This window comes from Pseudomonas sp. 18173 (assembly GCF_050432945.1).
Classification (GTDB): Bacteria; Pseudomonadota; Gammaproteobacteria; order Pseudomonadales; family Pseudomonadaceae; genus Aquipseudomonas.
Genome location: NZ_JBKFTN010000003.1, coordinates 123495 through 135599 on the forward strand (window position 1 = coordinate 123495; position 12105 = coordinate 135599).

General features: G+C 60.4%; 13 protein-coding genes. 5 read left to right on the forward strand and 8 right to left on the reverse strand.

Annotated elements, in window-relative coordinates; genetic code table 11:
• Positions 1 to 72: 72 nt before the first annotated feature.
• The 5 genes from ureE to ACLD1X_RS04505 all read left to right on the forward strand — a co-directional run bounded on the left by ureE (position 73) and on the right by ACLD1X_RS04505 (position 3819).
• Entirely contained in the window at positions 73 to 573 is a 501-nt protein-coding gene (gene ureE, locus ACLD1X_RS04485) for an urease accessory protein UreE (RefSeq protein ID WP_429366304.1), read from the forward strand.
• A complete protein-coding gene (locus tag ACLD1X_RS04490; RefSeq protein WP_429366305.1) occupies positions 570 to 1244 on the forward strand; it encodes an urease accessory protein UreF in 675 nt (224 codons plus the stop codon). Before ureE ends, ACLD1X_RS04490 begins: the two co-directional genes overlap by 4 nt.
• Before the next feature lie 23 nt (positions 1245 to 1267).
• Positions 1268 to 1882, forward strand: a complete 615-nt coding sequence (ureG, locus tag ACLD1X_RS04495; protein ID WP_046039876.1) for an urease accessory protein UreG — start codon at positions 1268 to 1270, stop codon at positions 1880 to 1882.
• A 29-nt stretch (positions 1883 to 1911) separates the two neighbouring features.
• Positions 1912 to 2484: a HupE/UreJ family protein gene (locus tag ACLD1X_RS04500; protein ID WP_429366306.1), complete on the forward strand. Its 573-nt coding sequence runs from the start codon at positions 1912 to 1914 to the stop codon at positions 2482 to 2484.
• Between the two features lie 201 nt (positions 2485 to 2685).
• Positions 2686 to 3819 (forward strand): AGE family epimerase/isomerase, encoded by a 1134-nt coding sequence (locus tag ACLD1X_RS04505; RefSeq protein ID WP_429366307.1) that lies wholly within the window; start codon positions 2686 to 2688, stop codon positions 3817 to 3819.
• 130 nt (positions 3820 to 3949) lie between these two features.
• Here ACLD1X_RS04505 and ACLD1X_RS04510 read toward each other — a convergent pair whose 3' ends face one another.
• The 8 genes from ACLD1X_RS04510 to ACLD1X_RS04545 all read right to left on the reverse strand — a co-directional run bounded on the left by ACLD1X_RS04510 (position 3950) and on the right by ACLD1X_RS04545 (position 11781).
• Positions 3950 to 4855, reverse strand: coding sequence for a cation diffusion facilitator family transporter (locus ACLD1X_RS04510; RefSeq protein WP_429366308.1), 906 nt, complete (start codon positions 4853 to 4855; stop codon positions 3950 to 3952).
• A gap of 172 nt (positions 4856 to 5027) precedes the next feature.
• Positions 5028 to 5789, reverse strand: coding sequence for an SDR family oxidoreductase (locus ACLD1X_RS04515; protein WP_085717444.1), 762 nt, complete (start codon positions 5787 to 5789; stop codon positions 5028 to 5030).
• Between the two features lie 297 nt (positions 5790 to 6086).
• A complete protein-coding gene (locus ACLD1X_RS04520; protein WP_429366309.1) occupies positions 6087 to 6335 on the reverse strand; it encodes a hypothetical protein in 249 nt (82 codons plus the stop codon).
• Positions 6336 to 6629: 294 nt separating this feature from the next.
• Positions 6630 to 7346: an ABC transporter ATP-binding protein gene (locus tag ACLD1X_RS04525; RefSeq protein WP_008016858.1), complete on the reverse strand. Its 717-nt coding sequence runs from the start codon at positions 7344 to 7346 to the stop codon at positions 6630 to 6632.
• Complete coding sequence (locus ACLD1X_RS04530) at positions 7343 to 8218, reverse strand: ABC transporter ATP-binding protein (protein ID WP_008016859.1); 876 nt, start codon at positions 8216 to 8218, stop codon at positions 7343 to 7345. Before ACLD1X_RS04530 ends, ACLD1X_RS04525 begins: the two co-directional genes overlap by 4 nt.
• Positions 8215 to 9501: a high-affinity branched-chain amino acid ABC transporter permease LivM gene (gene livM, locus ACLD1X_RS04535; protein ID WP_429366310.1), complete on the reverse strand. Its 1287-nt coding sequence runs from the start codon at positions 9499 to 9501 to the stop codon at positions 8215 to 8217. Before livM ends, ACLD1X_RS04530 begins: the two co-directional genes overlap by 4 nt.
• A gap of 3 nt (positions 9502 to 9504) precedes the next feature.
• Positions 9505 to 10419, reverse strand: coding sequence for an ABC transporter permease subunit (locus ACLD1X_RS04540; protein ID WP_429366311.1), 915 nt, complete (start codon positions 10417 to 10419; stop codon positions 9505 to 9507).
• Positions 10420 to 10647: 228 nt separating this feature from the next.
• Entirely contained in the window at positions 10648 to 11781 is a 1134-nt protein-coding gene (locus ACLD1X_RS04545; RefSeq protein WP_008016864.1) for an ABC transporter substrate-binding protein, read from the reverse strand.
• Positions 11782 to 12105 lie beyond the last annotated feature (324 nt).

The following is a 12105-nucleotide window of genomic DNA, read 5'->3' on the forward strand; positions in this document are numbered from 1 at the left end:
TTCCTACGCACTACGTCGATTGGCAAGCCCCTTGCTCTAGCCTGAGCATTGTTCATTGCTGGAAGCCTTCCGATGCTGGTGATTCACCGCAGAATCGACCCTCAACCCGTTTGGGCCGCCGAACTGCACCTGACGTTCGAAGCCCGCAGCAAAAGCCGTTTGCGTTGTTTCAGTGCCGAAGGCGAAGACGTCGGGCTGTTTTTGGAGCGCGGCCAGCCGCCGTTGCTTGACGGCGAATGCCTGCAAGCCGAAGACGGGCGCATCGTGCGTGTCTGCGCCCGCCCCGAACAATTGCTGCACGTTACCTGCGCCAATGCCTTCGAACTGACCCGCGCGGCCTATCACCTGGGCAACCGCCATGTCGCCCTGCAAGTCGGCGACGGCTGGTTGCGCCTGCTCGACGATTACGTGCTCAAGGCCATGCTCGAACAACTCGGCGCCATTGCCTCGAACATCGAAGCGCCGTTCCAGCCCGAACACGGTGCCTACGGCGGTGGCCACCATCATTCGCGTCACGGCGATGAAGACTTCAACTACGCGCCGAAACTGCACCAGTTCGGCGTACGCCCATGAATCCGGCCTGGGCACTGCTGCGTCTGGCCAGTCCGCAATTGCCGATTGGCGGCTACAGCTACTCCCAGGGGCTGGAAATGGCGGTGGATAACGGCCGCGTTCACGACTCCGACAGCGCCCGACGCTGGATCAGCGATCAGATGCTGCTGAACCTGGCCCGCTTCGAAGCACCGTTGCTGCTCGCCCATTGCGTGGCCGCCCGTGAGGACAACTGGGGCCAATTGCTGCAACGCTGCGAGGAACACCGCGCCAGTCGCGAAACCCGCGAGCTGTATCAGGAAAGCCGGCAGATGGGCTACTCGTTGCAGCAATTGCTCAACGGCTTGCCGGAACTCGACGCCCCCGCCCGCGCCTTTCTCGAACAACGTACCGAGCCACATCTGGCCCTGGGTTGGGCATTGGCCGCACGCGCCTGGCAGATCAAACCGCAGGACGCCCTGGCCGCGTGGCTGTGGAGCTGGCTGGAAAACCAATTGGCGGTGCTGATGAAGACCTTGCCATTGGGTCAGCAAGCCGCCCAGCGCCTGACCAGCGAACTGTTGCCGTTGCTTCAACAGGCTCAACAGAACGCCAGTCAAATCGATCCCGATCATTACGGCAGCGCCGCTTTCGGCCTGTCCCTGGCGTGTATGGCCCATGAGCGCCAATACAGCCGCCTGTTCCGTTCCTAGGGCCCCTTGTTTTGGAGAACCACATGAATACACAACCCCTGCGTGTCGGCATCGGCGGCCCGGTCGGCTCTGGCAAAACCGCCCTGACCCTGGCCCTGTGCCTGGCCCTGCGCGAGCGCTACAACCTGGCCGTCGTGACCAATGACATCTACACCCGTGAAGACGCCGACTTTCTGGTGCGCAACGAAGCCCTGGCGCCGGAACGCATCATTGGCGTGGAAACCGGTGGCTGCCCGCACACGGCCATCCGCGAAGACGCCTCGATCAACCTCGAAGCCGTGGATCAACTCAATCGCCGCTTTCCGGGGCTGGACCTGATCCTGGTGGAATCCGGTGGCGACAACCTCTCCGCGACCTTCAGCCCGGAACTGTCCGACCTGACCATCTACGTGATCGACGTATCCGCCGGCGACAAGCTGCCGCGCAAGGGTGGACCGGGGATCTGCAAATCCGACCTGCTGGTGATCAACAAGATCGACCTGGCGCCGCTGGTCGGCGCCTCGCTGGAGATGATGAACAGCGACACCCAGCGCATGCGTAACGGCAAGCCGTTCGTGTTCAGCAATCAGAAAACCGGCCTGGGCCTGGAAGAGATCATCGCCTTCATCGAACGCCAGGGTTTGCTGACCGCGGCCTGATCACGACTTATCAACAAGGAAGCTTATCCATGACACTCAAACGCATTCTGCCTGCCCTGGCCCTGCTGCTGACCCCGGCCCTCGCCTTCGCCCACCCGGGGCACGGCGACAACGGCCTGATCGCCGGTATCAGCCATCCGCTTGGTGGCCTCGATCACCTGCTGGCGATGCTCGCGGTGGGGTTGTGGGCGGCGCAGCAGAAAGGTGCCGCGCGCTGGGCGCTGCCGTGCACATTCGTGGGCACCCTGCTGATCGGCGGACTGTTGGGCTTTGAAGGGCTGAACCTGCCGGCACTGGAGAGCGGGATTGCCGCGTCGGTGTTCGCGTTGGGCCTGGCCGTGGCATTGGCGGTACGTCCACCGCTGGGCATGGCGGTGGCTGCGACGGCGTTGTTTGCGCTGTTCCACGGCGTGGCCCATGGTCTGGAGTTGCCGGAGATGTCGAGTCCCTGGACCTACGCCACAGGCTTCGTCGCGGCGACGGCGGTGTTGCACGCAGCAGGTTATGTGCTGGTGCGGGTGTTGCCGCAAGCGGCGGCGCCTTTGATACGCCTGGCGGGTGCAGCTTCGGCGGCGACTGGCGTGTGGTTGTTGGCGGGCTAGTTCTCTAGTGGCTGAACCGACCTCTTCGCGGGCAAGCCCGCTCCCACAAGGATTCGCGGTGTACATGCAATCGTAACCACACCACAAAAACCTGTGGGAGCGGGCTTGCCCGCGAAGGCGGCCTGACAGACACAGCCTCTCTCAGGCCAACCTCTCTGCTAACATGTCGCGCAATCGCCCCTGCCGTGACGACGCCAGCCAATGCCGCCTGTTTCCCGCTCCGCCTCCCAGCCTGAATTGACCGCCCTGTTCGCCTCGGTGCAACAGCATTTCCTGAACGTCATCGTGCCGCTCTGGCAGGGTCCGGGCTGGAATGCCGACATGGCGTTGCCCTACGAGGCGCTGGATGCCGAACACCGGCCGCTGCCCCCGCAACGCTACCGGGCCATGGCCTGTGCGCGGCAGTTGTATCTGTTTGCCAGCCTGATCGGTCAGGTTCCCGGCGCCGAAGAGCGCGCCGCGGCATTGTTCCGCTCATTGCAGCGCCACTTCCACGATGCCGAGCACGGTGGCTGGTTCTACAGCGTCGACGCACAAGGTACACCGCTGGATCAGCGCAAAGACCTCTACACCCACGCCTTCATCCTGTTCGCCTGCGCCCATTACTGGGACAAGGTCCGCGAGCCATTGGTCGAGTCGGTACTCAATGCCTCGCTGGAAGTGATTGCACAGCGTTTCGCCACGGACGACGGTCTGTACGAAGCCACGCTCGACCGCGACTGGGCATCGCTGGCCAGTGGTCCTTTGCAAAACCCGCTGATGCACCTGGCCGAAGCCTTCCTCGCCACCCTCTCGGTGCGTGAAGATCTCGACGTGCAGCACGCACTCGTCGAGTTATGCACAGCCATGCACGCGCGATTCATCGATCCGCAACGCAGCGTGTTGATGGAAAAGCCGCTTGGGTCTGTGGATAACTGGTTTGAACCCGGGCATCAATTCGAATGGTATTTCCTGCTGGAATCCTCGGCGCGGCTGCGCCATTCGACTCTGCATGCCGATCTGGAACGGGCATTCGCCTTAACCGAGCAACTGGGCGTCGATCAACAGACTGGTGCTGTGCGGGCGATGCTCGACTTCGCAGCGGATGGTGGTGTCCGGGACGCCACGCAGCGTATCTGGGCGCAGGCCGAGTACCTGCGTGCGTTGACGCTGCGACCGGACAGTGAAGCGGATGTACTGCGCCAGTTGCTGGCATTGCAGCAGCGCTCGCTGCATGCCGGCGGTTGGTACGAGTGCCGTGATGAACAGGGTGAGGTCAGCCGCCGCGACATGCCGTCGACCACGCCCTATCACCTGGCGACCTGCTATCGCGGGTTGGCAGAGTATCTCGGCTGACTTCCAGATCGCTTTCGCGAGCAGGCTCGCTCCCACAGTGGGTCTGTGTCAGCCCAGGGTTATGTAATCAACACAGAACCCTGTGGGAGCTAGCCTGCTCGCGATTGACCTCGCAGAGGTCTCCGCCCCTTCACTCAATCCACTTGCGATCCCCGGTAAAGCTGATGGTCAGCCATCGCGCGGCGTCCGGCTCGCCAAGCTTTGTGGAAATTTCCTCGCGCAGACTGTCCAGTTGTCCCACACCGTCCAGCCAGTAATCCTTCGGCAACACGATGTGTATTTCGATGAAACAGGCCCTGCCGTGTTTCTGCACGTAGGAAATGTAGTCGTCGAAACCATGCTCGACCTTCGCCACGTCCATCACCTGACGCACCTTGTCGTCCAGTTGATCCGGGACGATCCCCAGCACATCGCGCAAGGCCGGGCCGAGGATTTTGAAGGCCGGGGGGAGCATGCCCAAGGCCAGCAGAATCAGGATCATCGGGTCGACATACACCGCCCACTCGTCATAACCCTGGGTTTTGAGCAGCAGCGCGATCAGGAAACTCACCAGCAATCCCGCCGACAGCATCGCGTCCACCAGCCAACTGATGTTGTCGAACTGGATCAGCGATGAGTTGAGTGTGCGATTGCGATGGCGGACGTAGAAAAAATAAATGAGCTCGACGACGGTGAACACCGCTGCATAGACGATCACCAGCCCGAGTTCGACCTCGCGGCCACCGCTGATGATGCCGAACACACCGTTGAGAAAGGCATAAATGGCGACCAGGAAAATGAAGCTACCCTCGATCACCAGCACCATCGGCTCCAGATGCCAGGAACCGAACTGGAAGCGTTGATTGCTTTCCTTGGCGATCAGCCGGGCAGTGATCAGCATCAAGACCTTGATGAAGGCCGCGATTAACGAAAAGAAGCCATCGAACAGGATGGATTGGGCGCCTGAAACAAAACCGGTGATGATCCCGGCAAATGTCACCGCCAACATCAGGAAGGTCGATTGCTTGAGCAGCGACTGCTCGCCTCGATTACTCACTTGGTCTCCTCTGATACCTCTAGACCGCCGGGTGTGGCGGGTTGCTTGAGGGAGGAGTCTAGCTGAAGCTTTGTGTCGCCTGAGCCGGCCACTTCGCGAGCAGGCTCGCTCCCACAGGTTCAACGCGATCCCTGTGGGAGCGAGCCCGCTCGCGAATGGCCACGACTCGGTCTTAAGATTTACGGTCGATGGCAAACCCGGCCCAGGTCTGGCTCACCGGCATCAGCTCCAGGCTGTTGATGTTGATGTGCGCCGGGGCGTTGAGCACCCAGAAGATGGTTTCGGCGATGTCTTGCGGCTGAATCGCCTCGGCACCGGCGTAAGTGGCGTTGTAGCGCTCCTGGTCACCGGCAAAACGCACCAGCGAGAACTCGCTCTCGCACAGGCCTGGCTCGATGTTGCTGACCCGTACGCCGGTGCCTTGCAGGTCGCAGCGCAGGTTCAGGGAGAACTGTTTGACGAACGCCTTGGTCGCGCCATACACGTGACTGCCCGGGTACGGATAGTTGCCGGCGATGGAGCCCAGGTTGACGATGCCGGCACCACGGCCGTGGGCAATCAGGCGCGGCAACAGCAGGCGGGTGCTGTACATCAGGCCTTTGACGTTGGTATCGACCATGGTGTCCCAATCGTCCAGGTCGCACTTGGGCGCCGGGTCAACACCCAGGGCCAGCCCGGCGTTGTTGATCAACCCGCGCAGCTTGGCAAAGGATGGCGGCAGATTGGCGATCGCCTCCTCCATGGCCTTGCGATCACGCACATCGAGCACCAGGCCATGGACTTCCGTTTGCTTGGACAGCTCGGCGCACAGCGCATTGAGGCGCTCTTCACGACGGCCCGTCAGCACCAGTTTCCAGCCGGCCTCGGCAAAACGGCGGGCACAGGCTTCACCAAAACCGGAGGTCGCGCCGGTAATAAACAGGGTGTTGGACATCGTGTTCTCCTTGCTTCGGCTGATCGCCAGCCATTGGAATAGAAAATCAGCAGGCAGCATGCCCGGCCTTGTTCGCAGCGGCAACCACCGCTCAAGCTGTTCAAAAAACGCTCAACCCTGGCAAACCCTTGACCAGCGTGGCCTGCAGCCATGTACACGCACGTTATCCACAGGCCGGTCCACAGTCTCTGGGGGCAAGTGGAAAAGCTGCAAGCCGCTATCCACAAGGCTTTGCGCGGAGTTTTAAAACTTTTTCGCTTGACCCTCAAGCGCCAGCTGTGTAGCCCTTGGCCATTTTCATGACTGACGGGTCAATCCGGCGATGGCGCCAAGCCAGTAACCACGGCCTTCAGCCGAGTCTTTCCAGAGTTTAACCACAGACTTATCCACAGGCTTGCCCACGCCGATTCCGCACACTTTCATCACCAACAAAAAGGTTGACAAAGCGGCCTTGAAGTTGCGCAAAACCACCTGATCAAAAAACAACCACACCTCTGCAAGCCACGAATTCAAAGGCCTCCAGCCAGCTACTCCCACGTTATTCACAGCCGGCTCCACAGCAAACGGGGACAAGTCAAAACCGTGACAAAACAACTATTTGCAGCGGCTTTATGTCGCGCTTCGGGAGCTTTGGAATATTGTTTTCCACAATTTCCTGAAAGCCGCCGCAGCTCCCCTGTGGGAGCGGGCTTGCTCGCGAAAGCGGTGGATCTGTCCTGATCATGTTGAATGTGACGCCGTCTTCGCGAGCAAGCCCGCTCCCACAGGGTTTAGTGGTGTTTGGGAGATATAAAAAGCCCCGGCGATTGCGCGCCGGGGCTTGTGCATAACCGCTGAAACTCAGTGCCCGCCGAGGTAGGCGTTGCGCACATCCTCGTTGACCAGCAGCTCCTTGCCGGTACCGGTCATGCGGATTTCGCCGTTGACCATCACGTACGCCCGGTCCGACAGACGCAGCGCGTGGTTGGCGTTCTGCTCCACCAGGAAGATGGTCATGCCGGTCTTGGCCAGTTCCCGCAGGGTCGCGAAGATCTGCTTTACCACGATCGGCGCCAGCCCCAGGCTCGGCTCGTCCAGCAGCAGCAACTTGGGCCGGCTCATCAGGGCCCGGGCGATGGCGAGCATCTGCTGCTCGCCGCCGGACATGGTCATCGCCCGCTGGGTACGCCGCTCTTCGAGCCGCGGGAACAGTTCGAACATGCGCTGCATGTCTTCCTTGGCGTACTTGTCACCGATCGGGATAGTGCCCATCAGCAGGTTTTCTTCGACCGTCATGTCGGGGAACACCCGCCGCCCTTCCGGCGACTGCGCGATGCCGTTGGAGGCGATGTAGTGGGACGACTTGTGGGTAATGTCCACGCCCTGATAAAGGATCTGCCCGTCGGCTGCCCGTGGCTGGCCGAAGATCGACATCAGCAGGGTCGACTTGCCGGCACCGTTGGAGCCGATCAGGCTGACGGTTTCCCCTTCCTTGATGTGCAGCGAGACTTTCTTCAGGGCCTGGATCGGCCCGTAAAACACATCCAGTTCCTTGAGTTCGAGGATGGGTTGGCTCATAGCACCACTTCCTCTTCATCGGCGCCCAGGTAGGCCGCAATCACTTTCGGATCGTTACGAATCGCATCAGGTCCGCCCTCGGCGATGACGATGCCGTGGTCCAGCACCACGATGTGGTCGGAAATGCTCATTACCATGCCCATGTCGTGTTCGATCAGCACCACGGTCAGATCGTGCTCGTCGCGCAGCAGCCGGATCATCGCGCTCAGCGCTTCGGTTTCCTGAGGGTTGAGGCCAGCAGCCGGTTCGTCGAGGCAGATGATCTGCGGACGGGTGCACATGGCGCGGGCGATTTCCAGGCGGCGTTGCTGGCCGTAGGACAGTTCACCGGCCAGGCGGTTGGCGCAGTCCACCAGGTCCACCACTTCCAGCCAGTAGAACGCGTGGTCCAGCGCATCGCTTTCGGCCTTGCGATAGCCCTTGGTGTTGAGGATGCCGGCGAGCATGCTGCGGTTGACCCACATGTGTTGGGCCACCAGCAGGTTTTCCAGCACCGACATTTCCTTGAACAGACGAATGTTCTGGAACGTACGCGCCAGCCCGGCACGGTTCACCAGGTGGGTGCCGCCGAACGCCTTGTAGAACAGCCGACTGGCGAAGGATTTCGGCGAAACGAAATCCGTTGGCTTGAACGATTCGCCCAGCAATTTGATGACGTTGGTCTGCTGACCGCGCACATTGAGTTCGATTTTGCCGCCGGTGGCCTTGTAGAACCCGGTCAGACAGTTGAACACCGTGGTTTTGCCGGCGCCGTTGGGCCCGATCAGGGCGAAGATCGAATTGCGGTGGACTTTCAGGCTGACATCGTTCAACGCCTTGATGCCGCCGAAGTGCATCATCAGCTTTTCGACACTGAGTACGACTTCGCTCATGGCGCTACTCCTTTACGCGGGGTCACACCGGTACGGCTGATCCGAATCAGGCCGCGCGGTCGCCAGATCATCATCAATACCATCAGGATGCCGAACAGCAGCACGCGGTATTCGGCAAATCCACGCAGCAGTTCCGGAGCCACGGTCAGCACGAATGCCGCGATGACGACGCCGATGGTCGAACCCATGCCGCCGAGTACCACGATGGCGAGGATCAGCGCCGACTCGAAGAAGGTGAACGAGGTCGGATTGACGAAGCCTTGGTAAGTGGCGAAGAACACCCCGGCCAACCCGGCAGTCGAAGCGCCGATGGTGAACGCCGAGAGCTTGACCAGTACATGGTTCAGGCCCATGGAGCGGCAGGCGATTTCGTCTTCACGCAGCGCTTCCCAGGCACGGCCGACCGGCATGCGGGTCAGGCGATGCTTGATGTGCAGCACGGCCAGGACCACCAGGAACAACACGGCGTAGATGAAGTAGTACTTCACGTCAGGGTTGTAGGCGATACCGAAGAACTCGTGGAACGGCACCCCGCCATCCTTCGCCCGCTTGCCGAACTCGAGACCGAAGAAGGTCGGCAACGGTGCCGGCATGCCGTTCGGGCCGCCGGTCAGGGACAACCAGTTGTTGAGGATCAGGCGGATGATTTCACCAAAGCCCAGGGTCACGATCGCCAGGTAGTCACCGTGCAGACGCAACACCGGGAAACCGAGGATGCAACCGGCCAGGCCGGCCGTGATCGCCGCCAGTGGCAACACCGTCCAGAAACCCAGCCCCAGGTATTGGTAACCAAGCGCCAGGCCGTAGGCGCCGATGGCGTAGAACGCCACGTAACCCAGGTCAAGCAGGCCGGCCAGGCCGACCACGATGTTCAACCCCAGCCCCAGCAGTACATAGATCAGCCCGAGGATAACCACGCCCAGCAGATAGGAGTTGGAGAAAAACGGGAACACCACGGCAATCGCGATGACCAGCGGGATGACCCAGCGCAGCCGCGACTTGTAGTCCGGTGCCAGCACGTGTACGCCGGAACCGGTGACTTCAAAGCCTTCGAGGATTTTCAGGCCCTTGGGCGTTTGCAGGAACAGGCTCAAGGCAAACCGGCCGCCCATGACGATGGCAATGATCCAGGCGACCCGGGTCGGTTCCAGGTTGAAACCGTAGCCGTCGAGCACGACGCCGACGATCGGTCCGAACACGATCAGGGCAATGAGGCCGGAGAGAATCGCGTCAACCAGGCTTTTTTTGATATCGATTGTTTTATGAGTGGTTGTTGAAGACATCGCTTACACCTTCGACACAAGAGGACGGCCGAGCAGGCCTTGGGGCCGAAAGACCAGAACGAGGACCAGCAGCGAAAAGCTGAAAACGTCCTTGTAGTCCGAGTTGACCAGGCCCGAGAACAGCGATTCGGAGATGCCGAGGATGATCCCGCCGAGCATGGCGCCAGGCAGCGAGCCGATCCCGCCGAGTACCGCTGCGGTGAAGGCCTTGATACCTATCACGAAGCCTGCGTAAAAGTCGAAAGTGCCATAGTTCATGGTGATCAGCACGCCGGCCAGGGCCGCCATGGCTGCACCGATGATGAACACGTAGGAGATCACCCGGTCGGTGTTGATCCCCAGGATCGAGGCCATCTTGCGGTCTTGCTGGGTGGCACGGCACATGCGGCCGAGCTTGGTGTACTTGATGACGTAGGTCAGCAGGCCCATCCCGACAAAAGCGGCCACCAGAATGAAGATCTTGGTGTAGGTGAGCTGCACGAAGCCGCTCCCGACATCGATTCGCCATGCCCCGGTCAGCAGGGTCGGAACGCCTTGTTGGCGGGCACCCTGGGCGATCTGAGCATAGTTTTGCAGGATCAGCGAAATCCCGATGGCGCTGATCAGCGGTGCCAGCCGGGTGGAGTTACGCAGGGGTTTGTAGGCAACACGCTCGATGACCCAGCCATACACTGCCGTAACGACGATGGTGAAGACCAGTGTGCCGAGCATCAACAGGGGGAAGGATTCAATACCGAAGTATGCCAGCAGAGCCAGACTGATCGCCGCGAGGTAAGCGGAAATCATGTAAACCTCGCCGTGGGCGAAGTTGATCATGCCGATGATGCCATAGACCATTGTGTAGCCGATGGCGATCAGGCCATAGACCGACCCGAGGGTCAGGCCGTTGACCATTTGCTGCAGGAAAATACCATCCATAACGCAATCTCACGCAATGAGAACCTGCACAGGTGGCTGTGCGGTTCTTCTAAGAAAAATACAGATATACGTCGGAGCAGTCAGACAGGCCGCCATGGCCCCCTTGTGGGAGCTGGCTTGCCAGCGATAGCGGTAGAACAATCAACAAAGTTGTCGACTGTCAGGCCGTCATCGCGGGCAAGCCCGCTCCCACAGGGATGTGTGGCGTCCAGCCGATCAAGTCAGCCGTTATTTCTGTTTTTCCAGCTGGTGGTATTTGCCGTCCTTGTCCCACTGGTAAACCACGTAGTCGGAGATTTTCAGGTCGCCCTTGCTGTCCCAGGTCTTCTCGCCCATGACGGTCTTGACCGGGTTGGCTTTCAGCCACTTGGCAGCGTCTTCGCCCTTGTTGGACTTGGCGCCATTGAAGGCGGCAGCCAGGGCTTGAACCGACGCGTAGGCATACAGGGTGTAGCCTTCAGGCTCGTAGCCAGTCTTGCGGAACGTGTCCACCACGGCCTTGCTGTCCGGCAGCAGACGCGGGTCGGCGCCGAAGGTCATCAACACGCCGTCGACGTATTGCGGGCCACCAGCAGTGGTCACCAGTTCGTCGGTCACGATGCCGTCGTCGGACATGAATTTCACGTCCTTGAGGCCTTCGGTGCGCAGTTGTTTAACCAGCGGACCGGCTTCCGGGTGCAGACCACCGAAGTAGACCACGTCGGCACCGGCCGCACGGATCTTGGTCACGATGGCGCTGAAGTCTTTCTCGCCGCGGGTCAGGCCTTCATACAGCACCGGCGTGACGCCGCGCTTGATCAGTTGTGCCTTGGTGGCATCCGCCAGGCCCTGGCCGTAGGTGTCCTTGTCGTGCAGGACAGCCACTTTCTTGCCCTTGAGCACGTCGACAATGTAGTCGCCGGCCACGATGCCCTGCTGGTCGTCACGTCCGCACATGCGGAACATGGCACTCAGGCCACGCTCGGTGACCTGCGGGTTGGTGGAGCCCGGGGTGATCGCGATGATCCCGGCTTCGTCGTAGATTTCCGACGCGGGAATGGTGTTGGAAGAGCAGAAGTGACCGACGACGCCGGCAACCTTCTGGTTGGTCAGGTCCTTGGCCACTGTCACGGCCTGTTTCGGTTCGCAGGCGTCATCGCCCTTGACCAGTACGATTTTTTCCCCATTCACGCCGCCCGCTGCGTTCACCGCATCGGCTGCTGCCTGTGCACCCTTCATGTACTGCTCGCCGAATGCCGCGTTGGCGCCTGTCATCGGGCCCGCCACACCGATTTTCACGTCAGCTTGTGCAAATGCAGAAACACCCAGCGCAGTTGCCACTGCGAGAGCCAGAAAGCCTTTCTTGTAAAACGTATGGGACATGAGGTGGTGCTCCATGGTTTTTTTTTAATTGGCACTGCGACTTCACTGAATGCTCAGAGCAAGGGCCGTGCCATCGGTTTTTTATTCTGAAAAAAGTCGCTGCTTTCTTGTTATTTCGACTGTTTCGGGCCCATTTTCATTGGGCGTGCAACCGTCTAAACCGCGGAAGGTGAAACCATATTTTTTTTGAGGCGCAACCCGCCTGCGCCATCATTGCAACCGCGGCATTAAACGACGTGCAACCAGCCTGTAACAACGTGCGTCACCGAAGTGCACACTGCTGGTGCGGGGACTGCTACAACCCGCACCATTGACAGGCTAGCT